22 protein-coding genes are annotated in these 26992 nt (G+C 29.8%); 9 read left to right on the top strand and 13 right to left on the bottom strand.

Translation table 11 applies throughout. The features are described 5' to 3' along the window. The first annotated feature begins 10 nt into the window (after positions 1-10). Together KQI18_RS03960 and KQI18_RS03965 are read left to right on the top strand one after the other, a co-directional pair. On the top strand, positions 11-769 hold the full coding sequence (locus tag KQI18_RS03960; protein WP_216466385.1) for an ABC transporter ATP-binding protein: 759 nt from the start codon (positions 11-13) through the stop codon (positions 767-769). 32 nt (positions 770-801) lie between these two features. Further along, a complete protein-coding gene (locus tag KQI18_RS03965) occupies positions 802-1836 on the top strand; it encodes an ABC transporter substrate-binding protein (RefSeq protein ID WP_216466386.1) in 1035 nt (344 codons plus the stop codon). A 69-nt stretch (positions 1837-1905) separates the two neighbouring features. On the opposite strand, the gene arsM is transcribed toward KQI18_RS03965, so the two are convergent. The 6 genes from arsM to KQI18_RS03995 form a co-directional block, all read right to left on the bottom strand. Next, a complete protein-coding gene (arsM, locus tag KQI18_RS03970) occupies positions 1906-2664 on the bottom strand; it encodes an arsenite methyltransferase (RefSeq protein WP_420372062.1) in 759 nt (252 codons plus the stop codon). 284 nt (positions 2665-2948) lie between these two features. After that, positions 2949-4487 (bottom strand): ABC-F family ATP-binding cassette domain-containing protein, encoded by a 1539-nt coding sequence (locus KQI18_RS03975; RefSeq protein WP_216466388.1) that lies wholly within the window; start codon positions 4485-4487, stop codon positions 2949-2951. A gap of 567 nt (positions 4488-5054) precedes the next feature. After that, positions 5055-5609 carry a helix-turn-helix domain-containing protein gene (locus tag KQI18_RS03980; protein WP_216466389.1) on the bottom strand — a complete coding sequence of 185 codons (555 nt, stop codon included), beginning with the start codon at positions 5607-5609 and terminating at the stop codon, positions 5055-5057. A 290-nt stretch (positions 5610-5899) separates the two neighbouring features. Then, positions 5900-6502: a ferritin-like domain-containing protein gene (locus tag KQI18_RS03985; protein ID WP_216466390.1), complete on the bottom strand. Its 603-nt coding sequence runs from the start codon at positions 6500-6502 to the stop codon at positions 5900-5902. Between the two features lie 92 nt (positions 6503-6594). Next, positions 6595-7896, bottom strand: coding sequence for a sensor histidine kinase (locus KQI18_RS03990; RefSeq protein ID WP_216466391.1), 1302 nt, complete (start codon positions 7894-7896; stop codon positions 6595-6597). Next, positions 7893-8567, bottom strand: a complete 675-nt coding sequence (locus tag KQI18_RS03995) for a response regulator transcription factor (protein ID WP_216466392.1) — start codon at positions 8565-8567, stop codon at positions 7893-7895. Before KQI18_RS03995 ends, KQI18_RS03990 begins: the two co-directional genes overlap by 4 nt. Positions 8568-8712: 145 nt before the next feature. Between KQI18_RS03995 and KQI18_RS04000 the strand changes: the two genes are divergently transcribed. The 5 genes from KQI18_RS04000 to KQI18_RS14125 all read left to right on the top strand — a co-directional run bounded on the left by KQI18_RS04000 (position 8713) and on the right by KQI18_RS14125 (position 14769). Continuing rightward, positions 8713-11100 carry an ATP-binding cassette domain-containing protein gene (locus KQI18_RS04000; protein WP_216466393.1) on the top strand — a complete coding sequence of 796 codons (2388 nt, stop codon included), beginning with the start codon at positions 8713-8715 and terminating at the stop codon, positions 11098-11100. 520 nt (positions 11101-11620) lie between these two features. Continuing rightward, positions 11621-11860 carry a hypothetical protein gene (locus tag KQI18_RS04005; RefSeq protein ID WP_216466394.1) on the top strand — a complete coding sequence of 80 codons (240 nt, stop codon included), beginning with the start codon at positions 11621-11623 and terminating at the stop codon, positions 11858-11860. Positions 11861-11927: 67 nt separating this feature from the next. After that, positions 11928-12446 (top strand): DUF4342 domain-containing protein, encoded by a 519-nt coding sequence (locus tag KQI18_RS04010; protein WP_216466395.1) that lies wholly within the window; start codon positions 11928-11930, stop codon positions 12444-12446. A 96-nt stretch (positions 12447-12542) separates the two neighbouring features. Further along, the gene (locus KQI18_RS04015) at positions 12543-13226 is read left to right on the top strand and encodes a response regulator transcription factor (RefSeq protein WP_216466396.1); all 684 of its coding nucleotides are present in this window, start codon (positions 12543-12545) and stop codon (positions 13224-13226) included. After that, positions 13216-14769, top strand: coding sequence for a sensor histidine kinase (locus tag KQI18_RS14125; protein ID WP_236887640.1), 1554 nt, complete (start codon positions 13216-13218; stop codon positions 14767-14769). The genes KQI18_RS04015 and KQI18_RS14125 overlap by 11 nt, the downstream gene beginning before the upstream one ends. Before the next feature lie 102 nt (positions 14770-14871). Here the strand turns inward: KQI18_RS14125 and KQI18_RS04025 are convergent, their stop codons facing one another. Further along, positions 14872-16059 (bottom strand): multidrug efflux MFS transporter, encoded by a 1188-nt coding sequence (locus KQI18_RS04025; RefSeq protein ID WP_216466397.1) that lies wholly within the window; start codon positions 16057-16059, stop codon positions 14872-14874. Positions 16060-16227: 168 nt separating this feature from the next. Here KQI18_RS04025 and KQI18_RS04030 point away from each other — a divergent pair, with 168 nt between their 5' ends. Next, positions 16228-16797: a TetR/AcrR family transcriptional regulator gene (locus tag KQI18_RS04030; RefSeq protein WP_216466398.1), complete on the top strand. Its 570-nt coding sequence runs from the start codon at positions 16228-16230 to the stop codon at positions 16795-16797. A gap of 132 nt (positions 16798-16929) precedes the next feature. On the opposite strand, the gene KQI18_RS04035 is transcribed toward KQI18_RS04030, so the two are convergent. The 5 genes from KQI18_RS04035 to KQI18_RS04055 form a co-directional block, all read right to left on the bottom strand. After that, on the bottom strand, positions 16930-18954 hold the full coding sequence (locus tag KQI18_RS04035; protein ID WP_330648035.1) for a Na+/H+ antiporter: 2025 nt from the start codon (positions 18952-18954) through the stop codon (positions 16930-16932). A 216-nt stretch (positions 18955-19170) separates the two neighbouring features. Further along, complete coding sequence (locus tag KQI18_RS04040; protein WP_216466399.1) at positions 19171-21780, bottom strand: ABC transporter permease; 2610 nt, start codon at positions 21778-21780, stop codon at positions 19171-19173. Further along, the gene (locus KQI18_RS04045) at positions 21767-22453 is read right to left on the bottom strand and encodes an ABC transporter ATP-binding protein (protein WP_216466400.1); all 687 of its coding nucleotides are present in this window, start codon (positions 22451-22453) and stop codon (positions 21767-21769) included. The genes KQI18_RS04040 and KQI18_RS04045 overlap by 14 nt, the downstream gene beginning before the upstream one ends. 107 nt (positions 22454-22560) lie before the next feature. Continuing rightward, the gene (locus KQI18_RS04050) at positions 22561-23589 is read right to left on the bottom strand and encodes a sensor histidine kinase (RefSeq protein ID WP_216466401.1); all 1029 of its coding nucleotides are present in this window, start codon (positions 23587-23589) and stop codon (positions 22561-22563) included. After that, the gene (locus KQI18_RS04055) at positions 23590-24276 is read right to left on the bottom strand and encodes a response regulator transcription factor (protein ID WP_330654352.1); all 687 of its coding nucleotides are present in this window, start codon (positions 24274-24276) and stop codon (positions 23590-23592) included. It abuts the gene before it with no gap. Positions 24277-24419: 143 nt separating this feature from the next. On the opposite strand from KQI18_RS04055, the gene KQI18_RS04060 reads away from it, so the two are divergent. After that, positions 24420-25460 carry a YdcF family protein gene (locus KQI18_RS04060; RefSeq protein ID WP_216466403.1) on the top strand — a complete coding sequence of 347 codons (1041 nt, stop codon included), beginning with the start codon at positions 24420-24422 and terminating at the stop codon, positions 25458-25460. Between the two features lie 160 nt (positions 25461-25620). Here KQI18_RS04060 and hydA read toward each other — a convergent pair whose 3' ends face one another. Then, complete coding sequence (hydA, locus tag KQI18_RS04065) at positions 25621-26988, bottom strand: dihydropyrimidinase (RefSeq protein ID WP_216466404.1); 1368 nt, start codon at positions 26986-26988, stop codon at positions 25621-25623. Between the last annotated feature and the right edge of the window lie 4 nt (positions 26989-26992).

A 26992-nucleotide genomic window follows, 5' to 3' on the forward strand; every position in this document is an offset into this window, starting at 1 on the left:
GAGGCTTATTATGAATTTACAAGTTAAAAACTTAGAGGTAGATATATCTACAAAAAAAATTATAAAAAACGTATCCCTTTCTGTAAAAGACAATGAATTTGTGGGATTGATTGGACCAAATGGAAGTGGAAAATCAACATTATTAAAATCTATATATCGTGTTCAAAAATATAATTCGGGATCAGTATTGTTAAATGGTAATGACATGAAGAAAATTAGTCCGAAAGAGATAGCAAAAAATTTAGGAGTTGTAAGCCAATTCAACAACATTAATTTTGATTTCAAAGTTTTAGATGTTGTATTAATGGGAAGAAGTCCTCATAAATCTCTTCTTCAAAGTGAAAATGAAGATGACCATAATATAGCAATTGATTCACTAAAGAAAGTTGGTATGGAAAACCATACAGATAGAAGTTTTTCCTCTCTTTCCGGTGGAGAAAAACAACGTGTCATTTTAGCTAGAGCTTTAACCCAAAAGCCTAAAATTCTTATACTAGATGAACCTACTAACCACTTGGATATTAAATATCAAATTGAAATAATGAAAGTCGTTAAAGATCTAGGTATTTCTGTTTTAGCAGCTCTTCATGACATCGGCTTAGCTTCTCAATACTGTGACAAAATAATTGTGTTAAAAGATGGAAATATAGTTTCTGAGGGAATACCCGAAAATGTAGTAACATCAGAAATGATCAAAAATGTATATGATATAGACAGTTATATCTACAAAAATCCAGTGACTGATACATTATCAATCACTTACTATTAAATTATAAATTATATAAAGGAGAAATAAACAACATGAAAAAACCAATAGCAATTCTAACTACTATGATAATTACTGCAAGTATAGTATCTGGTTGTTCAAATTCAACCAAAAGCAAAGAAGAAAACGGAAAAAATACAACAGCAGCAACTGAAACTGAATCACTAAAGACTTCTTATCCCCTTACTATTGAAGCCTTTGATGATGAAGGTAATACATTTGATCAAGTTTTTAATGAAGCACCGAAACGCGTAGTTACTAATAATCAATCTTCAACAGAATTGCTTTTAGATCTAGGGCTAAAAGACTCTATGGTAGGAACCGGAGATTTAGACAATAAAATACTAGATAGACTTGAAGAAGACTACAAGACAATACCAGTAGTGGCAGAAAAAGGACAAGTCGCTAAGGAATCGGTACTAGGAACAAATCCTGATTTAGTTATAGGTAGATCCGCTTCATTTACTTACGATAAATATGGTACTATATCAAGCTTAAACGACATGGGTGTCAATACTTATGTACAATTATCAAGTAAAATGGACACTGATCAATCATTAGATAATATTATCACAGATATTAAAAACATCGGAAAGATATTTGATATTCAGGAAAAAGCAAACAAATATGCCGACAATCTAAATGCTAAATTAGATAATATAAAAACTAAGGTCTCAGATTTAAATTCAGATACAAAGAATGTCATGATAATGGTTAACTACAATGATGGCCAGTTCGGAGTATTTGGAGCAAATGCATCTCTGCAAACTAAAATGCTTGAAACTATAAATGCTAAAAATGTCTCTGATAAAGGTGGTCAACTTTCAATAGAAAACTTGATATCTCTTAATCCAGATGCAATAGTTTATGTAAAAGCCAATAAAAATTCTAAAAATGATGAAACTGCTGTAAAATCTTTACTAGATAATAAATTAATTCAAAATGTTTCAGCTATTAAAGACAAAAATATTATAGAAGTTGAATACACTGAACTTATGGGGTATAGTTTTAGAAACTTTGATTGCCTAGAAAAAATAGCAAAAGGTCTATATCCAGATACATTTAAATAAAAATAATATTAAAAAAAGACGAGTTATAAATTTATAAATAGCTCGTCTTTTTTATACATCTATATATTTTTATTTATTTGCTACAATAATCGAAGACATTATGTATTCACCTACGTTTAGATTATGTCCCCATTTTGCAGCATACTCTTCTGATACTTCCTTAGTTTCTATTGCTATATTTTTAAATCCAGATTTGTTTAAATAAAACTCCAATTCTTCAACTGAAGAAGCTCCTGTAACTCAGCCACAATAAAGTTTTTCATCTTGCTTCATCTCATCAGTAAGATCTTTCATCAAAACTATATCTGATATCGCAATTCTTCCACCATCCTTAAGAACGCGATAAGCTTCATCATATACTCTTTGCTTGTTTGGAGAAAGATTTATAACGCAGTTTGAGATTATTACATCCACTACTCCATCTGCAACTGGAATATTCTCTACTTCACCAAGTCTAAAATCTACATTGGTATAATTGTTTCCGTAAGCATTCTCTCTCGCTTGGCTTAACATCTCTGGAGTCATATCAACACCTATGACTAAACCACTTTTTCCAACTTTCTTAGAAGCTATAAAACAATCAAATCCTGCTCCACTACCTAAGTCTAATACAATTTCACCTTCAGTAATATTTGCTACTATTTGTGGATTTCCGCAACCTAGACCAAGATTAGAATTCTTAGGAACTGTATCCATCTCTTTTTCAGAGTATCCTATACTTTTGGAAATTTCCTCACTCGAACGCTCTATATATTCTTCTTGAGTTACTATTTTTTTATATCCATCTCTGACAATATTTTTAAGTTCTTCATTGCTAAATTTGCTCATAATAGTTCTCCTTACATTTATTGTGTGTTTAGATATCATTTTCTATATAAATATATCTAATGTTGAATTCATACTATATTTTTAATTGACTATTAAATAAGTAATTATTTTATGGTTTTAAATATTGCCATTATTTAAATACTTATTGTTTATGTCTATATTATATAACAAAATACATTGATGCTTTCTATATTAAATTAAATTTAATAAAATTTAATAAAATAAAGAGCAGATCAAAAGCAAAATATTTTGCATTTGAAACTACTCTATTATCTCCTTTATACTTATTTTAATCCATGTTCTATATTTATAACTCTATCAACCCAACCCCTGTAGAACTTCTCTTCATGTGATACCAAAATAATACTCCCTTTAAATTCTTTTAAAGCATTTTGAAGTTCTTGCTTAGTCTCGCTGTCAAAATGATTTGTAGGTTCATCTAATATCAAGAAGTTACAAGGAGAAAGAATTAAACTACAAAGTTTTACTTTAGATTGCTCCCCTCCACTTAAGGCTGAAATTTCTCTTAACACATGCTCCTCTTTTAAACCACATCTAGCTAAACTTTTTCGTACCTCTTTTGAGTTCATTTTAGGATAATAATCGGAAATAATATTAAGTGGTGATTTATTAGGGTAATCCCATATTAAATCTTGTTCATAATATCCTTTTTTAACTTGATCTGAAAATTTAAAATCTCCAGATAAACCTGGTATTTCTTTAATTAATGTTTTTATAAATGTAGATTTTCCAATACCATTAAAACCACTTATAACAATTTTTTCACCGCCAGATATACTAAGGTTTATCTTTGGAAGTAAAGGATAATAATATCCAACTTCTAAATTTTTAACTACCAGTGCATTACTAGTAGATATATCTGTTTCATTAAATCTTATGGATGGTTTATCAGTAAAAGTGGGTTCTTTTATTCTTTCAACTCTATCCAACTGTTTCTGCCTTCCTCTTGCCATTTTTGAATTAACTCCAGCCTTATTTTTTCTAATAAAGTCCTCTGTCCTCTTTATCATTTTTTGTTGAGCCTGATACTGTCTTATATAATCTTCTCTTAAGTGTGATTTTTGTTTTAGAAATTCCGAATACTTTCCATTGTATTTTTTTATTGTTCCGAATTCTATATCTAAAATACCAGTTGATATTTTTTCTAAGAAATCAAAATCGTGGGATACAACAATAAATGCTCCTTCATAACCTCTTAAGTAATCTGCCAACCACTCGACATGTTCTTTATCAAGAAAGTTTGTAGGTTCGTCTAATAACAATACCTCTGGAGCAGATAGCAATAGTTTAGCTAATATTACTTTTGCTCTTTGACCTCCACTCAACTCTCCTATTTTGCTTTCTAAACCTATAGAATCTAATCCAAATCCATTAGCAACTTTATTTATTTTGCTATCGATAGAATAGAAATCATATAAATCCAATTCTTCTTGATATTTAGATGCCCTTGAAAGTTTTTTATCTTCTCCTGTAGATGCATACTCCTCATACAATCTATTCATCTTTATTTCCATCTCATAAAGTTCGGAGAATGCACCTTGTAAATAATTTAAAATCGTTATTCCCTTGTCTACTTCAGCATATTGGTCCAAATGACCTATGGAGACATTAGACTGCCATTTTATTTCTCCATCATCCGCAACTACACCCCCAAGTAGTATGTTAATAAGAGTACTTTTACCTGTACCATTCTGACCTACAACCCCAATGTGCTCACCTTTATAGATTTCAAAACCAGAATTATCATATAGGGATTTATCCATAAACGAATGTGATAAATTCTCAACTTTTAATAAACTCATTTTATATTCTCCTTTTTTAACCAAATTAATATTTAAAATAAAAAACAGAGGTAGTGCGCAAAATACGCCGACCTCTGTTAAAAAAAGGCCACAGACAAGCATTGTAGTCTGTGGCCTTTCAATCTATATATATATCTTTTCGATAAATGGGTTCAATTAATAAACATAGATGATCTACATTTTTAAAACGTATAGCATAGCTATACTCTTATCCCATTTACCGATGAAGATAAAAAGCTCTAAGCTCTAAGATTAACCTCTACACAACGCTTCATCGTATACATTTGTGCAGAGTCAAGTTTTGTAACAAATCTTAAATATGTTTTATTAACCATTATTCTCACTCCTAATATTTCATTAAATACTATATTACAATATATTTTTAAAATTTTCAACTAAACTTTTAAATGTAAAAAACTATAGACAAGTTTAGAATCTATAACCTAATACTAATATTATCTTATATTGTATACAAAATACATTCTATACAATACATATGTTTAATAATTAAATATGGAAATAAAACTTAAGTTATATTTAAGATTTTTATAATTTATTAAATAATATCTAGAATGTAGGTGGAGTTATAGCAAGTATAACTTCACAATAGTCCTCACTTATATTTTCCCACTTGTGATTTGTATGTGGAGGTATTTTTACACTGTCACCACAATTTAATTCAATTACTGAATTCATTATATAGAGCTTTACCGATCCTTCTGCTAAATATGCTACTTCTTCACCTTTGTGGCTAGAAAGCTCTTTTGAAGACGACTTATGAGGAGGAATTCTCATCATTGAAAACTCTATGGCCCCTTTTGAGTTTGGTGTTAAAAGTTCATATACAGAACTATTGTCTTCTGATAACTGTAACTTCCTTCTATTGTTACTTCTCACTACTAGATCTTCATTTGTATCATCGTTTATAAAAAAATTAAATATAGGTATATCTAGTGCATAAGAAATTTGTTTTAACGTGTTAATAGATGGATTTGCCGTTCCCTTTTCTATTTGACTAAGTAAAGATGGGGTTACTCCTGTTAAATTCGCAAGCTCTTTTATAGTCAAATCCTTCATTTTTCTGTACGTAGTAATATTTTTTGATATGTCTACTTCAACCATTTATAAACAACCTCATTTATATAAAATTTAACTTTCTACTATATTTCTACTATAATAAGATTATATCAATATTGGTTAATTTTGGCAATTATTGCCTCTTTGATGTATATTTTTTCCATTAAATTAAATTTAATATTTTTATTAATAAAAATATTAATTTAACAAACCTTTGATAGATAATTCTTTTATAACAACTTTAAAATAAAAAGGCTGTGTTAAAAAACACAGCAATAATTAAGACATAAATTCCCTTCCCAAAAGATTATTATTTTCATTTAGAATATGTAATTTTATTTAGTACAAAATCTTGCTATAGCAGTTTCGAAATTTTTAACATGCACCTCTTCATCCCTTATAATCCTTTCTAATATTTGTTGTATATAACCATCTTTTATCATAAGTATATGTTGTCTATAGTTTATTATTGTTTGACGCTCAGTCTCTAAATCCATCTGTAATTGTTCACATATAGTGTTACCGTATTTTACAAATCCTCCGTACCAATAGTCGCCATTCGTACTTGCTGATCCTCTATATACAGGCTTTCCACCAAGTAGGACTATTAATCTAGACAATGCTCTCATATGCCCCGATTCTACGGCTGCAATTTTAGTCCACATATTAATAAGATATGGATCTAAAGTTACAAAATCAGACGCGTGATATGTATATTGATTTACAGCTGTAAACTCACTTATGACACCAGCAAAATCATCCATTAAAATCTCTGCATAGTATATGTTAGGCTCTTCGACTCTTATTTCTGGATATGGGGCAAAAGCCTGGAAAACTTCTTCATTAGTTGCCTGTCCTTGAGGCCCCTGTCCACCTTGATTTGTACCTATAACTCCCTGATTAACTTGAATACCTTGAATTCCTTGACCATCTGCCATAAAGTATCCTCCTTTATAAAAAATATCTCTATAATTTATCTATCACTATAGAATATATATGTTATAAAGAAGGATTAAATACAAAGTTTATTTTATAATATGTCCAGCTTTTTTAATTCAACAATAAGTGTGGTTCCTGCTCCAAGCTCGCTTTTAATATAAATCTTACCCCCACATAGATCTATTATTCTCCTTACAAGCGAAAGTCCCAGTCCGTTTCCTTCACTAAGGCGTGACCTATCTCCCTGGTAAAACTTATCAAACATGTGTCTTATGGTCTCCTCATTCATACCAATTCCGCTATCTGATATTTCAACAACAACTCTTTCGTTTAAATCCTTGAGTTTTACAGAAATACGCCCTCCATCTTCTGTAAATTTTATTGCATTTCCGATTAAATTTATCCAAACTTGCTGTAAAAGATCTTCATTTTCTACTATATATACTTCGTCTAATTCTATGTCTAACGAAAGATTTTTTTGATTCCACTCCTGTTCCATAATAAGGATTGCACATCTAATCTGTTCATCGAGAGAAAACTTGACCTTTTGAGTGTTGATTTCCTGATTTTCTAGTTTAGATAACTTTAAAATGTTAGACGTGAGTTTTGACAATCTAATCGACTCATTTATTATGATGTCAGTAAATTCTTTCCTTTCATCTGCACTAAAATTATCATCTTGTAGTAATTTCGCAAATCCTTGTATTGAAGCGAGTGGTGTCTTTATCTCATGAGATACATTGCTGACAAAGTCATTTCTAAGAGTCTCTATACTATTTAATTCATTTACCATCTTATTGAAATTTTCTGTTAAAAAACCAAATTCATAATCTTTTGGTACTACTACTCTGACACTAAAATTACCTTTAGCTACTTCTTTTGTTGCTTTACTTAACTCTCTAACTGGTCTTAATACTTTCTCTGATATTAATCCAGATATAATAGTAGCTATTAATATTGATATAAGTATGGCTGTTGTTGATATTTGAAACATGCGTTGACTAACATTTTTATGACTTTTAAAACTTGATATCTTTAAATATTTATTATCCAATCTAAGTATTGTCTCTATATTTGCAATCCCTCTTCTTTTTATCTGAATGCATTCTCCATTTTTTATGGAACTTATGTCAACTTTATATTCTGCGGGGCTATCAACTTGTGTAACTTTATACATACTATTACTCGCCAAGTCTATAATTTTATTTAAAGAAAAATCCGTGTTAGCATCTAATTCTATAATCGACTTTGCAATTTCATTTTGAGTTTGAATAGCTTCTTTTTCTATACTATCACTTGTTATTAATAATAAAAATAAAACTGTAAGAACTCCAGAGATAAGCATCATAGACAATATAAGAGCGACTAATTTAACCCTTAAATTTTTAATCATACATTTCTTACCGCCTTATACCCAAGCCCACGAACGGTTACAATATCAAACTCTGCGCTCTCATAATATTTTTCACGCAATCTTTTTATGTGAACATCTACTGTACGCTCGTCTACTTCATTATCCATCCCCCAAATTTCATCTAAAAGCTGTCTTCTCGTAAATATAACATTCGGATATGACAGTAATTTAAAAAGTAAATAAAACTCTTTTTTGGGTAGCGTTACTCTCTGCCCTTTATTACTAACTGATATCTCGTTGTAATCGAGCACTATATCACCAAAAGAAAGTATGTGTTCATTGGTAATTTTCGCTCTTCTGAGTAGTGCCCCAACTCTAAGGACTAATTCTTCTATATCAACGGGCTTGACCATATAATCGTCTGCTCCTACATCAAACCCTTTTTTCTTATCGATAAATGTTTCCTTTGCTGTTACCATCAGAATTGGCATATCAAATCCTAATTCTCTAAGTAATTTAGATAAATCATATCCATCTAAGTTGGGCATCATAATATCTGATATTACTAAATCGATGTGATCTGACCCTACTATATTAAGAGCAATCTCTCCATCTTCAGCTACAATAGCATTGTATCCATGTTGTTTTAGTGTAGCTGATATAAGTTTTCTTAAATTTTTATCATCTTCAACAATTAGTATATTAAACACTTTATCACCTCTATTTATTTTGATACAAATATACTTAATATATATTAACTAAATATGAACTGGAATATTCTTTTTTATTTATTCATACTTGGTTCATATTTCAATTCTACAATTACATCACCTAGTAGTAAAGGAGGATAATAAAATGCTACAGTTAAAAGAAATTGTCAAAAGTTACACCACGGGAGAATTTACACAAGTTGCCCTAAATAAAGTTAGTTTAAAATTCAGAAAATCCGAGTTTGTTGCTATTCTTGGACCAAGCGGTTCTGGTAAAACAACTTGTTTGAATATTATTGGTGGTCTCGATCAATACGATCAGGGGGATTTAATAATAAATGGTAAATCAACTAAGAACTTTAAAGATTCAGATTGGGATGCCTATAGAAATAATAGCGTTGGTTTCATTTTTCAAAGCTATAATCTAATTTCACACCTTAGCATTATGGACAATGTTGAAATGGGCATGACTCTTAGTGGAGTTTCTTCTCAAGAAAAACATAAAAAGGCTATCGAAGTTTTAGAGAAAGTTGGACTTAAAGAGCATATACATAAAAAGCCAAACCAACTATCTGGTGGTCAAATGCAAAGAGTTGCGATTGCTCGTGCTCTTGCAAATGATCCCGATATTATTCTTGCTGACGAGCCAACAGGAGCCTTAGATACTCATACTAGTGTACAAATTATGGAGCTTATTAAAGAAATTTCAAAAGATAAGTTAGTAGTAATGGTTACACATAATCCTGAGCTAGCAAATGAATACACTGACAGAATTGTAGAATTTAGAGATGGTGAGATAAAATCTGATAGCAACCCATTTAAAGATAATCTAGACGTATCAGATTACAAACTTAAGAAAACAAATATGAGTTTTTTAACAGCTTTAAAACTTTCAGCTAAAAATATTTCTACAAAAAAATGGAGAACTGCTTTAACAGCATTTGCTTCAAGTATCGGAATAATTGGTATCGCACTTGTACTGTCTCTTTCTAATGGATTTGATAAACAAATTGGTGAATTTGAAAACAGTACACTTTCTGGATTTCCAATAACAATTAGCCAAAAGATGGCCAATATGGATGTAGACGCTATGAGAGAACAAAATAAAAATCTTGTAAATAAATCTGTAAGTAAAGACCAGTATCCAAATGTAGATCACATTTTCCCATATGATCCTAGTGAAAATAGTCTAGAACATACTAATAATTTTACTAAGGAATATCTGAAATATGTAAAAGATATTGATTCGGATCTGTTATCAGGTACATCTTATACAAGATTAGTGAATATGAATTTGTTAAAATCTGACAGAGAAACTGTAACTCCAGTTAATACATCTACTGTAAATTTTTCAACTTTTCCAAGTGGTAAAGGTTCTGATTCAACAGGATATTTAAAAAGCAACTACAACTTACTATCTGGCTCGTTTCCAAAAGATAAGACAGACTTAGTATTAATTGTAGACAGTTACAATAGACTTGATAAATCTATGCTAAAGACATTAGGCATAGATGAATCTAAAAATATAAAATATCAAGATATTGTAGGAAAAGAATTTAAGATAATCTTAAATAATGATTTCTATGATAAAAACGGAAATTTATTTATTAGTAAAGTAAACTCAGATAATCTTATAGATCATTATAATGACGATGATGCAATCACAGTTAAAATTTCTGGTATTGTTAGATCGTCAGAAGACTCTAAATTAGAAATTCTTTCACCTGGGCTATATTATTCAGATGAACTTTCAGAGTATTTTATAGAAGATGCTAAAAACTCTGACGTAGTGAAAGCACAAAAAGACTCTGATTTCAATGTATTGACTGGACAAGCATTCGGTGATGATACTTCAAGTAATATCTCTGCCCCTAGTAATTCACCTAGTATGATGTCTATGGGAGGTGTAAATGTAAATTCGCAAGCCCCTACTAAAGATCAAGTTTTATCACAATTAGGAGCAAACTCTACTCCAAATTCCATAACGATATATCCTAAAGATTTCACTACAAAAGATGATGTCTTAACGTATTTAAATAAATGGAATGACGGTAAAGATGTTGAAGATTCGATATTGTATACTGACTTAGCTTCTACATTTACCGATTTGTCCGGCGGAATTATGGACTCTATAACTCTAGTACTTATAGCATTCGCCTCTATATCATTGATTGTTTCGTTGATTATGATTGGTATAATTACCTATATATCAGTACTAGAGAGAACAAAGGAAATAGGTGTACTAAGATCACTTGGAGCTAGAAAGAAAGATGTCACTAGAGTGTTTACAGCAGAGACATTTATAATAGGAACATGCTCAGGATTGTTGGGTATACTAATCTCTTATTTATTAACATTCCCAATAAATAATGTGCTTAAAAACCTTACAGATCTTGATGGTGTTGCACAATTAAATCCAGTACACGCAATACTTCTCGTAATAATAAGCGTAGGTCTCACACTTCTTGGTGGTGCCTTACCTGCTAGAATGGCCGCTAAGAAAAACCCAGTGGAAGCTCTTAGAACTGAATAGATTGTCTGATTGTCGTGAAAGATATCACTTATTGAGTTCGCTCCACGGCAAAATTTTTGGTACGATTTTGATTGTCGCTCTCTCAATTAATTGATATCTTTCACTTGGTCAATCTTTGAGGTGGCTGTAGGAAGGAAAAATATTGAAATATTTTTCGATTTCTATTTAGAGCTATAAAAACTTAAGCTGTGGCTTAATAACTATTTATGTTATCAAGCCACAGCTTTTTTGTGCTTCTCCCTCCTCTTCAGAGTATTGACCAAACGAGAGTAGTTTTATAGCAGTGTCAACGACAATCAAAATCGTACCAAAAATTTTGCTGTGGAGCTAACACTACTATATTACTACTCTCTCAGCAACAATAATTTTTCTAATCTATTTCTAATGTTTCATTAATTTAGAACTAAGATTCTTTACATATAATAAGATTAACAACAACAGAATTAATAAAAAACAAAATACAAGAAGATATGATAAACTAAAAAGTTTATTTACATAAAATATCTTAAGGGGTGATTATATGGTTAGGTTTTGTGTCAATACAGCGAAGATTATAGGAATCATTATACTTATTGGTATCGTTGCAGGTTTAGTTGGGTCGACAATAGGATTTGTAGTTAAAATAGCTATTCCTATATTACTTATATATCTTGCAAACGAAAGAATATCAAAAAGTGGATTTGTAAACTTTACTTTACTTGCAGTTGGAATACTGATGTTATTAAGAGTTATTTTTAACTTTATACATTTTATATTCTAACTTGTAGATTTTAAAAATTAGATTTCTAAATAATAAATTAAATACCAAAAATTAGGAGGAACAAATTATGATAACAATAGAAATGATAGATGAATTAAGAAAGAGAGTAGATGTTAGTTTTGAGGATGCAAGAGATGCTCTTGAAAAAAATAATGGAGATCTTCTTGAATCTATAATATTCTTAGAAAAAAATAAAAGTGTTAAAGACAACAATAAGGGGTTTAACGATTTTAAAAATGAATTCAAAAAAGGATTTGATGATTATAAGAGGTCTGAGCACAAACATAATACTGGTGAAACTTTAACAGGAATTACAAGATGGATCAAAAAAGTAGTAAAGGTTGGTAATAGAAACCATATAGTAATCAAAAAAGAAGATAAAATAATCATGAATATACCACTTACTTTCTTAGCTATAGCAACAGTATTTGCCTTCTATATAGTAATCCCTCTACTATTAGTGGCATTGTTTACAGGACATAAGATAACCTTCCAAGGAAAAGATGTAGAAAAGACTTGTGTCAATGATTACAGTTCAAAAGTAGAAAATACTGTAAACGATATAAAAGTTGAGCTAAGAAAATAATATAAATGCAGATTAGATATTGAAAATATGTGTATTTTCAGTATCTTTTTGCTATTATAAGATATAAGAATAAAACTTAATATATTGGAGGGAGCTATGAAGGGAAATATCCTTATAGTAGAAGATGAGGTAAAGTTAGCACGATACCTAGAATTAGAATTAACATACGAGGGCTATACAATTGAGAAATCTGGTAATGGTAAAGAAGCACTAATGCTGTCTATTGAAAATAATTACGATTTAATTTTGCTTGATATAATGCTTCCAGGACTAAGTGGTATGGAAGTTCTTAGGCGACTTCGTGAACTCAAAGAAACGCCAGTTATAATGCTAACTGCCAGAGATGAAACTTTTGAGAAAGTAAGTGGACTAGATCTTGGCGCAGATGATTATGTAACAAAGCCATTTGAAATAGAAGAACTCTTAGCAAGAATTAGAGTTATTTTAAAGAGAAGAAAATCTACAGTAAAAGAGTGTAACTCTCTTTCACTAGGAAAATTAAATATAGATCTTGATAAATATATTGTTAAATATCAAGATGATGTAATTGAACTTACAAAGAGAGAATTTGATTTACTTAAGTATTTAGTAGAGAACAAAGACAGAGTATTATCTAGAGATATTATATTAGAAAAGGTCTGGGGCTTTGACTACTATGGAGATACAAATATTGTCGATGTGTACATTAGATACCTCAGAAGTAAAATTGACGATATTTACAATGAGAAATTTATTTACACAGTCAGAGGGGTTGGATATGTGATAAAGTATGAAGAATAAACATAAATTTGACGAATTAAAGTTTAAAACAGAACCCAGTAAAGCTTCTGTCGTAATGAAATTCCTAGCAAAAGAGATAAAAGAAATTGCTAGTAATGCATATCAGGCAATGCTTGAACGATTTAGATTATCTATAGTACTAAAATTAAATATTATGTACTTTTTTAGAATGTTTAGTGTTTTTATTACTCTAAATTTACTTATACTTGTTGTAACAGGTGCTTTTATAGTGGCTAGGACCGAACAAAGCCTTGATAAACAACTAAACTCCTACTCTAACTATATTGTTGAGGAGAAAATAACTTCAAATGAAAGTATAAAAAAGGAATCAAAAAAAGTATTAACTTTACTAAACAACTACGATTCAAACAATATTAGTATTTACGATAACAAAAATAAACTTATATATAAAAATAACACTATTACTGGTAATAAATTAGGGAAATCCCACAAGGTGTATAATGATAGATATATAGATATCTATGAAAATACTAATAATAAATACAACATTAACTTTTTATTCAAAAGAAATCTTTCAATCAATTATAAAGTTGTAGAAACTGTAAAAGTTGGAAAAAGTAATGTTACAATTGATATGTCGTATGATCTAACACAAGATATTTGGCTAATTGGTTCTTTGGTTCTTGTATTATTTATTATAGAAGGTGTTATTACACTAATCTCATTAGTTAAAGTGACTATTAAAACTAAAAAAATACTGAGACCTATTGATGATATGAATAGGACGGTTAAAGAAATCACTATAAACAACATAGATACTAGATTAAACATATTAGGATCACAAAATGAACTAAAAGACCTTGCAAATACTTTTAATGAAATGTTAGATAGAATACAAGAATCTTACGAAACACAAAATCAGTTTGTTTCAGACGCTTCACATGAACTTAGAACACCACTTACAGTTATACAAGGTTATGCTAAGATGCTTAATCGTTGGGGAAAAGATGACAAAGCTGTCCTTGATGAATCTATTACTGCTATTGAATCAGAATCAGAAAGCATGAAGGCTCTAATTGAGCAACTTCTGTTCTTAGCACGAGGAGATAAGAATACTCAAAGATTCAGCAAAGATATATTTAAGCTTAATGATCTAATTGATAATTTAGTTAAAGAAAGTAACTTAATAGATGAAGGAAGACATATTATAAAATGTGATGTTAATGATCCTATAAATATAAATGCTGATAGGAGTCTGCTTAAAGAAGCCCTTAGAGTATTTATTGACAACAGTATAAAATATACTAAATATGGTGGAGAAATCACACTTTCATCCTATGCGACTGGTGATAAAGCTACTATTGTTATAAAAGACACAGGAGTTGGTATGTCTAAAGAAGATCTCCCTAAAATATTTGATAGATTCTACAGAGCTGATAAATCTAGAGCTAGAGAAACTGGTGGAACTGGTCTAGGTCTATCTATCGCCAAATGGATTATAAACAAGCATGGTGGAACTATAGACGTAACTAGTAAAATCGATGTCGGTACCACATTTATGATTAAGATACCTATTGAATAAATTATGATAAAAAGTCCTGCGCAAATGCAGGACTTTTTTGTTAAATATTTTAAATAAACATCTAACCAGGATAAAATTTATACAATTAGTTTTTTAGCCACACTATCTACTGACTTTTTTATAAATAAAGTTATACACAATTACAGAGTTTATCAACAATAATCCACTAGTAACATAGAATATATATCTTATTCCTAAACTTCCTGCAATAAATCCTCCTAATAATGATCCACAGAATACACCTAGATACTGACAAGAAGTCCCTATACCAAAAACTCGTCCGACGTATTCTTCAGGTGTATTTTTTTTAGTAAGTGAACTTATCGATGGTGTCAATCCTGCAGTAGCCAAACCCAATAAAAATCTTAAAAACATCAACTGGTAAGGAGTATTTACAAATGCTTGTGGTATAAATACTATTGCTGCTACAATAAGGCAAATAAATATAACCTTCTCACTGCCTACTCTATCAGAAATTCTTCCTAACGCAGGTGCTGACATCATACTCGCCAATCCTGACGCGGAGAATACAACCCCTGCAATTAATGCAATATGGGTTGATGTTACAGATATTTGCGTAATGTAAATAGTTATTATTGGTTCTATAGAATATAGAGCTAATTGAAGAATAAAACCTGTTAAAAATAATGTAGCTAGAAAACTTGTATTAGGAATAGATTCCCATATCTTCTTGATTCCTGGCACTTTATCATACACAGGGACAAATTCTTCTTTTACAAATGCTAACGATGTTAGAAAAACTATAAACATTAGTATAGCTATAATCACAAACATCGGTCTTATACCTACTAATTCACTGAGATATCCACCAATTGATGGACCTAGTAGTGTACCTGCTATTGAAGATGTTGCCAAAGTCCCTAGAGCAAATCCAGAATTATCCTTATCAACTTGAGTGGCTATTAGTGTCGTACAAGCTGTAGTATAACCAGATATTACACCTTGAAGCATTCTTATAAACACAAGTTGATATACATTTTGTACTAAAGCCAATGATCCTATAACTATTGTCATACCTAAGCTGGCTCTTAAAAGCATGGGTTTTCTACCGTATTTATCAGCTGCTTTCCCCCATATAGGTGAGAAAATTGCCATTACAATAAATGTTCCACCAAATGTTAAGCCAGCTACAAATTCTACTGTTGCTGTATTGTGTACCCCTAATTCATTTATATAAAGCGGAAGTATGGGGGCTAATTGACTAGTTCCCACAGCTGTTATAAACATACCTACCCAACAAATGATTAAATTTTTCTTCCAAATTTCCATAAAATCACACCTTATTTAAATTTTCATCAACACAAAAATTCACACGTGTTGATTTTTATACTCGTGTTTATTATAATTAATTTAAATAATTGATTCAATAATCAATTTATCTACATATGTTGAAAATTGAACATCAATAAAATATTCGTTTATATTTGGAGGCTATTTATGAAAAAAGGATATGAAAGATGCAATATAAGAACAAGAAATTTATTTAAAAAAACTTTAATAGATTTAATGTCAGAAAAAGATTTTAATAATATTACTATAAAAGAGATCTGTGAAATAGCTGATTTAAATAGAGGCACTTTTTACCTACACTATCAAGATATAAACGACCTTTTGGCCTCTATAGAAGATGAGATATTTATTGAATTTGAAAAAGGGTTTAACAGATTTGATATTTCCGACTTAGAGAAGAATTTTTCATCGTTGTTTAAGTTTATTTTTGAATTTTTTTATAACAACAAAACAATATGTCAAGTTTTAATTATACAGAAAACAGATATTGCATTTCTAAGAAAGCTGAAAGAGGTGGTTAGAAAAAGCTTTATTAAGTATATGAATAACACATATAAATCAGTAGATCCTCAGACATATGATTACTATCTTTCGTTCTTAGTATCAGGATGTATTGGAATTATCAAAAATTGGATTTCAAATGACATGCAAGAGTCACCAGAGCAAATATCTAAAATAGTAGAAAGCTTTTTTACTGGATTTCGTCAAAATCTCTAAATGATATTATACATTTTTAGAATTTATATTTAAAAATCTAAGCTAACTACTTGAATACACCTATCCTAATATTGTCAATTCAATTGCTTAAATTCTTTTTCGATATATAGTTAGGTGTATTCTATTATCTATTTAACTCAATGTATCGCTCTCAATATAATTCAAGTTTTTTCTAAGCTCCGATGCAATACTCCAGCTTATAATTCCTTTTTCAAATAAACTTTGTATGGTATATCTCTCTATTTGTAAAGAAATTACTTCAATTTTTTTCTTTTCACTCTTATCAATCCTATTTATTATAGGTCTTCTAGACATTAGTTTTATACCTTTATAATAATCTATGACTTTTGTGTACAATTTTTTGTTATCTTCGGTAATGTTATTACTTAAATAGTTTATAATATATTCTGCATTTACAGCATTAGTATCGTGAATTGCTATAATCTTATTTTTATATTCAACTGTTTTTACTCTTTTTCTTCTTCTAAAAAACATTATCATTCTAGATACTCTTTTTAAGCTTACAGATAAAGCTGTAGTCAATGACTCAATCCTTATTTTGTTTTCTAAGATACTCTCACATTCAAAAGCTGTTTCTTCATCAATTATATTCTCTGCTAACATCCTCTGTGTATTTTCTATTTCCATTTTAAAACAGTTTATAAGTAATTTTTTCTCTTCTTTACTTCTAATCTCCCAACTTTTATAATAAGTGTTTCCTCTCTCAATCTGGCTGATTTGGTATTTATACTCTGCTATTGCCATACCGACATATGGATTATCTGACTCTCTTGATTTTAAAGTCTCGATTGTATCCTTCCATACTCGAATCTGTGCTTTTTTTAGTTTCTCTGAATAGTCAGCTTCTTCTGATGAATCCTTTTTAGCTAATAATGGCAAAATAAACGTTGCAATTAAAAGAGTTACTAATATTACACCAACTGCTAAAAATAAAATTAAATCTCTATTTGGGAATGGTTTGCCATTCTCAAGAGTAAGTGGAATTGATAGAATCGTCGCTAAAGTTACAGATCCCCTAACTCCAGATAAAGATGTAAGTAATGCATCATACCAGTTTACTTTAATACTTGCTTCATCTGATTTATCACCTATGCTATACATAAATAACACCCAAATAAATCTAAGGAACAATAGCATAAATGATATGATTAAAACATATAAAATTGCAATAGGGGTATTGATAGAAGCTTCTAAAAACGCTGTTGTAATGATACTTGGAAGCTGTATTCCTACTATCAAAAAAACAAATCCATTTAATATATATACAAGAACTGACCAGGTATTTTCTGATACTTCTTTAAGCCTTACAGCATCATATTTTGATTTGCTATTAGAAATTGTATTTACCATACCTGCTGCAACCACAGCTAGTACTCCTGATACATTAAATACTTCCTCTGAAATTAAATACACTACGAATGGGGTCAATATTTGTAAAAGTACCTCAACAGTTAAATCCTCCATTCCTAGACTGTTTATCCACTTCTCAAAGTTTATTAAAACCATCTGTAATATCAATCCAACAATAACTCCACCTAGTGCAACAAAAAAGAAATTGATTGTTGCATTAAAAATCGAAAATGTTCCAGTTAGAGCTGCTGCAAGAGCGAATTTAAAACATACGATACCCGATGCATCGTTCATAAGACCTTCACCCTCAATTATGTGAACAACTTTATTTGGTAGATCAATTTTTTTAGAAAGAGCACTCACAGCAACGTAGTCTGTTGGAGATAATGCAGCAGCTAGGGCAAATGAAGCAGCTAGAGATATTGGTGGGATTAACCAATTTATAAGTGCTCCTACAACCAATACTGTAGCAAATACTAATGCCAACGCCAATAATAGTATATTTTTTCTCTCCTTCCAAAGCGACTTTTTATCTACATGTTTTCCATCATAGAAAAGAAGTGGTGCTATAAACATCAATAAGAATGTATGTGGATCGAGTTCTATGTTAAATAACGGATTTATTATTACAATAATTGCGCCCATGGCAATCTGAATTATTGGAATAGATAAATATGGTAAAAATCTACTTATCACGTTTGAAAGTAGTATACAAATTAAAAGTATTAAGATATATGTAAAAATAATTATTCCTCCTTTGTTCCGTGTATCACTCTTTATTTTTATTTTAGCATATTATTAATAAATCATACATTTTCATATATAATAATGAATATTTATAAATTTAATATTTTTTATAATACCATAAAACAAATTCTAATATCTACTATTTAATATTTAAAAGTAATATGATAGTCTATATATTTTAATAAAAAATACAGATATTAATAAATTCCACATATGAATGTGGATCTACTAGTATCTGCATTTTTGATATAAATCTTAATCCGATATCCTAAGCCTATCAACTATACTATCTTTACTTACCATCTTATATCCAATTACAGGCACTGAAAGCATTAATATAGTTATTACCATTAAGCATATTGATACAGATATAATGTATAATTTAAAATTAAAACCGCCGTATATTGGCAGTACCATAGGGGCTAAATACGCGATAAAAGCTCCAAATGGAAGTATAATTAACATTGAAAACAATATATAGTACACTCCCTCAAACAATACCATCTCTTTAAGCTGCTTTTTAGTCATTCCTATAGATTCGAGCATAGCAAATTCAACTCGTCTCGCAAAGATTCCCGTAAACACTGTATTAATTATATTTATAGCACCAATTAAGCCTAACACAGCTGATATACTAATTCCAATAATCATAGCAATGAGCTTAAATTCTTGTAATGCATTTATGTAATAATTTTTAGAAAGATACTTTAGGCTGCTATTTCCTGTATCTAGAACTAGCTTTTCTATAGTTTTATCTGCATATTTTAAATTCTCATTTTCTTTCAAATTTATATTAATTCTACTTATACTATCTTCATAGTTTTTAAAAATACTTTTAAACGTCTTTTCATTTATATTGAACATTGAGATATCAAGCCCTACTGCATTTTCATCTTTTTCCCCATCCTCAACAACAGCGACTACGTTAAATTCTTTAGTTACTTTCTCTACATTTCCTTTAGTATCTCTCATTATAAAAGTAAGAGGAAGTTTTTTTCCCGCTTTTATAAATTTGCTTTTTCCAGTTTTAGTGTAGTATATCAAACTATCGTCATCAGTAAAATCTAAAATGTCTATCTTTCCATCTAAAACTTTTGCACCTTTTAGCTTTTCATCTAATTTATCATTCTCTATGGATTGTACACTTGTATTTATAAAATCAGATTTTTCTTTAGGATTTCTTTCTTCCGATTTAAAATATTCATTATATCCTTTATAGCCATCAATATCTCTATTGTTATCTATTTCATTTTTAAGTACACCATCTAAGACTATATCTACACCAAAGCTATAAATTTTTCCACCTACATTCGGTACAATTGCCTCATGTACTAACTCAACTTCATCTACAAAATTTAATAGTTTTATATCGTTAATAAAATTTTGAGTTACCGGGACAAATTTTTCAGTATTGTAAAAGTCATTATTTGTTATTGATATATCGTAATTCATTTGTTTATCGGCGTGTTTCTTAGGATCCATACCTAAGCTTCCGTTAATTGTAAATACTACTATTAGAGCGCTCAAAGATATCGATAAAATTGATAAAATGGCTCTTTTTCTACTTTTTAGTAAATTTGACCATGCCATTTTGTATATCTTAGCTCCATGAATTCCTTTTTTACTATCTCTTTTAGATTTTTTTAAACCCAAATCTTCAGATAAATATCTTACAGCTTCAATTGGTGATACTCTTCCTGCAATTTTACCAGGTTTTCTACAACTAATAAAAACTGTAGATAGTGAAAATACAATAGAAGCTAAGAATACATAAATATTAGGTTTTACTACTACAATATTACCAAATATAGTAAACTTAAAAGCCAGAGGTACTAATACCTTTGATAGTAAATATCCAAGCAGTAAACCTATTGGTATACCTATAATTGATAGTGTTAATGCTTGTTTTCTAATTATCTGTTGTAGTTGTTTTGATGTAGTACCTATTGTTTTTAAAAGCCCGTAAAGTCTTATATCTTTATTTACAGAAATGTAGAATATATTGTAGATAATAAGATATCCTGTGAAAATTACTAATAATAAACCAATGATAACTGCTACTGTAAAAGTCATTTTGTCTGATGACGATACTCTTGAGTCATCGTATTTTGGATGCGCTTTATATTTAGTAACTCCTATATCCTTTGCAATCTTTTCTAGTTTTTTTTGCACTTCTTTATAAGAAGTATTTTTATCTACATTTTTTAAAATCACAAATGCTGACCTAGAATTTTTCTCTTTTATAATACTTTTATTGTACTTATCGATAAATTCACTTGATACAAATACCCTTGTTCTACCAGTACCTCTAGGAACCAACGATTCATAGTATCCAGATAATTTAAATTTTATATTCTTAACCTTTCCACCTAAAACAACATCTAACTCTACATCTTCACCGACTTTTTTATCTATTCCTAGAATATCTAAAACCCACGTTGGCATAAAGACCTCATTTGATGAATTAGGCAAATCCCCTTCTATTGGAACTATTGACATGATATCCATCACATTTTGATCAGAACCTGCCTCTAAATAGACACCTTCATTGAGAAGTTCTTTATTTTTTAATTTATCATCACTAGCGGACTGTTCTATACCTACTTTTTTTATATCTTTATGTGATTTTAAATTATCTAATTCTCTATTTCCAAGAATATATCCATCCGAATCAATTCCGTAAGTACTTATAGTTTGATATTTTTGACTTGTAGAGTATAAAGTAGTTCCTGCCGTTATAGCACTTGTAATCATAAGAGTAGTAAGTGCAATTGCCATTACCGCAAAAACATTTCTCATTTTATTTTCTGTTAATATTTTTTTTGTGAGTTTATTAACTATGGATTGGTTATTATTTTGAAGCATTTTCACTACCTCCAAATATCTTCCCATCTTCTATTCGGATTACTCTATCTGCCATTTGCGCTATCTGTTCATTGTGAGTAATCATAACTATTGTCTGGTTAAACTTTTGACTAGTAATCTTTAAAAGTCCCAAAACTTCCTGCTCTGTTTTGGTGTCTAAATTACCAGTTGGTTCATCTGCCAGCATTATAGATGGTTTGGTGGCCAAACTCCTAGCTATCGCAACCCTTTGTTGTTGTCCACCGGAAAGATTATTTGGAAGTCTATCTATTTTTTCATCTAATCCCAAGGTCCTGATAATACTATCAACATATTCTACATCTATTTTATTTCCGTCTAATTCTATTGGTAAAACAATATTTTCGTATACATTTAATATTGGCATAAGATTATAACTTTGAAATACAAACCCTATATTTCTACGTCTAAAAACAGTAAGTTCATCATCACTCATATTAAATATATCTTTATTATTTATAATCACTTTTCCTTTAGTTGGTCTATCTAGCCCTCCGAGCATGTGAAGAAGTGTACTTTTACCACTTCCTGAAGTTCCGACTATACATACAAATTCTCCAGATTCAATATTTAAATCTACTCCATCAAGAGCTTTCACTAAATTTTCTTTTTCACCATAGTATTTTTCTAGACCTATAGTCTCAAGTATCTTCATTTCTATCCCTCCAACTTTTAGTAATTGTTATACTCTAATTTAGACAATAAATATAACAAACTAGTGTCTCAAATATAACGGTAATGACAGTTTTTGTTTGTATGCTTCTATATAGTTGGTAAAAATACTGAGAAAGTAGATCCTACGTTTAACTTTGAAGATACCTTAATAAACCCACCTTGAACTCTTATTATCTCTCTAGCTAAGTATAGACCTAAACCAATTCCCTCATTTTGATTTGAATTTTTACATCTATAAAATCTTTTAAATACATTGTTTAGTTCACTTTCATCAATTCCTATACCATTGTCAGTAATATCAATTCTATTAAATAATTCGTAAGAGATTATATTTATTTTTATTGATTTACCTTCTCCACTGTATTTGATAGCATTTTCCAAGATATTGACTATAGCTTCTTTTGTCCATTTTCCATCGTAATTTGATGTTGTATTTTTATCTCCTTCGATATGTATATCTATACTTTTATCCTCAGCAACTACAGTCACTTCATTTACAGCTCCTGTTATTGTATCTATTAACTTTGTTTCACTTATATCTGGAGAGATTATACCACTTTCTAGTCTAGACATCTTAATTAGAGATTGGATTAAAAAATTGAGCCTTTCTGACTGTAAATTAATGTCCTGTAATATATCACGACTGTAATCATCAATTTCATCATTTTCTAATATTAATTGGCTAAATAATACTATATTTGATATTGGCGTCTTAGTTTGATGAGATATATCTGCAACAAGTGTATGTATTTGATTTCGTTCTTTTTCAATAGCCGATTTATTATTTTGAGATACTTTTATGTACTTATAAAGCTTGTACTCTAATGAGGACAATAGTGTATCATCGTATGTTTTGACTACTAATTTTTCATTTATGGCATCTTCTACTATTTTTTCTAGTCTGATAATTACTTTTGAGAGCGTTTTTCTAATTGTAAATAAAAAGCATATTACCAAAACTATTGTAAATAAAATATATGACATACAAATTTTCTTAGTAAAATCAATTTCAAATTTATTCATTTTGATAATAAATATAAAAAATGCTGAACTTGCTATTAGGAATAAAGAAAAAAATACTATGTAAATATTTTTAAATTTGTAGTTATTTTTCATTTAATCACCACAATCGAATATATAGCCTATTCCATATATAGTTTTAATATAATTTGGATTTGATTTATCATCTTCTATTTTTTCTCTAAGTCTTTTTATATTTACAGTTAGTGCATTTTCATCTACAAACTCCCCTTCACCACTCCACACTCTATCTATTAATTGCTCTCTAGTTAGTACTTGATTTTTATTATTAGCAAGTATCTTCAGTAGCTTCTGTTCTGTCTTACTTAAAGTTAACTTTTTATTTTTTTTAAAATACTCTAACTTACCAAAATCTAATACCATATCCCCTATTTCAAATATTTCCACTTGACCTTTTTTCTTTTCTGATCTTCTAAGCGCTGCCATTACTCTTGCCCTTAATACCATAAGACTAAATGGTTTTGTTATGTAATCATCAGCTCCTAATTCTAAACCTGTTACAATATCTAGCTCAAGATCGCAAGCAGTTAGAAATATTACAGGAATATCTGATTTTTCTTTTATATTTTTACAGAAATCAAAGCCATCTCCATCCGGTAAATTTACATCTAAAAGAATTAAATCTACATTTCCATTTTTAAGAGTTTGTATCGCATCTTCTAAATTATAAGCCTGTTTTATTTCTATATCAGGTTGTTTTAATGTCAACAGTATTCCTTTATTTAAGGTTTTATCATCTTCAATTATTAAAATATTTTTCACTTTATCACCTTTTTCTGTAGATGTTGTTATTTGATTTAATATTAACATTTATATTGATATTTTGGAATTATCTTTATGTTATAATTTATCTACAAGGATGAAATCAACGTCCAAATAAAAATAAATAAAATGTGAGGGTTACTATGGAAATATCAATTATTATTACATTAATATCTTTTCTTATATTCTTTTTATCTTATAAAAAAGAACCAAGAAGAATTGTAAATGGACTTTTATTTAACATCTTTTTATTCTTTGCTCTTATTTCTTTAGCTCTAATATCTTACACTGTGCCACACCTTCAGATAATATTAGTACTTATGATGATAATTTTCTTATTTGTAGCTATTTTTGGTATAGTTATACTAATAGCATTTTGTCTATTAAATGCTAGAGTAGTCATGAAAAAAGAGAGTAAAAAATTACAGAATTTATTAACGCTCTTCCTAGGAGTTGGACTTCTTGTTTATTTGATACTAAGAGCATTTTTACCTCATAAAATGCTAGGACTCAATGTTGGTATGATCGCTAATTGGATTGATATGATTTTAGTATTTTACTTCTTTAGCGTATTTAATTTCTTATCAATATCGCTACTATATTCATTTAATAAAGCAAAACCTAACCAAGATTTTATAGTAGTTTTAGGAAGTAGGCTAATTGGAGATAGAGTTCCTCCTCTTTTGTCTAGCAGAATTGATAAAGCTATTGAAATATACAAAAGACAAGAAACAGTTACCACTCCACCTAAAATTATATTCTCTGGTGGACAAGGAAGTGATGAGTTGATTCCAGAAGCATTGGGAATGCAAAGATATGCGATTACTAAAGGTATCCCAATAGAGAATACCATATTAGAGGATAAATCTGTTAGTACGTATGAAAATATGAAATTTTCAAAGGATATTATGGATAGCGATTCTACTAATGGTGATTACAACAGTGTATTTGTTACAAACAACTATCATCTTTTTAGAGCTAGTTTATTTGCTAAAAAAGCTGGTCTGAAAAGTCAAGGAATTGGATCTAAAACTGCTCTATATTTTCTACCAAATGCTTTTATTAGAGAATACATCGCTATTGCTTCAATGAACAAGAAAAAACATATTATTGTAATTTCTTGTGTTGTGGGGTTCAGTATAGCAGTTTCTATACTAGATATGATTTTAAAAAACTTTATGTAACAACTATAAATTGTTTAAAAAATAAATAAAAATAGTAGATAAAACTATATCTAACTCTATTTTTTATTTATATTATTATAATATAAAAGCTCTTCATATTATGTTTTTTATCTAAAATATGAAGAGCTTTTATATTTATTCAACTTTATTTACAATAATATTATTTTCTTCCAACTCTTTTTACAAACTCACCATATCCAGGAGTACCTACAAATTCTCCATTATCATATACAAGTTTTCCACGTACAAATGTCTTTACAGGATATCCATGAACTTTTTTTCCTTCCCAAATTGTGTAGTCGTAATCTGAGTGCATATTATCTACAGAAATAGTAAAGTCTTTATCCTTATCGTAAATTACTATATCTGCATCCTTTCCAACCACTATAGATCCCTTATTACTACATCCGAAGATTTTAGCTGGATTAGTAGAACAAAGTTCTACAACTTTATTAAAACTAATCTTTCCATCGTTTGCAGCTGATAACATATAAGGATATAGATTTTCTACACCTGCACATCCATTTGGTATTTTAGTAAAGTCATCTTTACCCCAATCCTTTTCGTAACTTTGGAATGGACAATGATCAGTTGCAACAGTATCAATTGCGCCTGTTTTTATAGCATTCCAAAGAGCATCTTGACTTTCTTGACCTTTCATTGGAGGCGAACATACGAAATTTCTACCATCATCTCTCTTGTAAACATCACAAGTAAACTCTAAGTATTGTGGACATGTTTCAATATAAATATCGGCACCTGCACGTTTTGCATCTATAGCTGCCTCAAGACCTTCTTTATCAGCCATATGAACTATATAAAGTGGTGCATCTACGGATTTTGCCCAATGAACTGCTCGTTTATCTGCTTCAGCTTCTACAAATTCTGGTCTACTTAAATAATGATACCATGCTGAAGTTTTTCCTTCGCTCAAAAATTTCTCTATGTTCATATCTATAACATCCGGATTTTCAGCATGAATATTAGTTATTGCACCTGTTTCCTTTGCTTTTAATAATACTTTAACTAATGTAGCATCATCAACCATCATTCCTTCTTTTTTATAAACCAAGAAGCATTTAAAGCTTGGTACTCCATAATCTACTGCATCAGCAAATTCTTCTAAAATTGCTCCCTCATTTAAATCCGTTATACAGCAATGGAATGCATAGTCGACACACGCTTCTGGATCACACATTTCTCTTCTTGCCTTAACTGTTTCTATAATGCCGCTTCCTTTTCTTTGCATTGGATAGTCAAAAACTGTAGTAACACCGCCACATGCCGCGGCTCTAGTTCCAGCTAAATAACCATCTGCTGATACAGTTCCACCAAAAGGCATCGCTAAATGAGTATGTACATCTATAGCTCCAGGTAGAACTAATTTACCAGAAGCATCAACAACTTCAACCCCATCACCTGAAAGGTTCTCTCCGATTTCGCTTATTTTCCCGTCTTTTACAGCTATATCTGCTTTGTACATATCTGTAGCAGTAACTATTGTTCCGTTTTTAATAATTAGATCCATAATA

The sequence above is a fragment of the Metaclostridioides mangenotii genome, assembly GCF_018917235.1.
Lineage (GTDB): Bacteria > Bacillota > Clostridia > Peptostreptococcales > Peptostreptococcaceae > Metaclostridioides.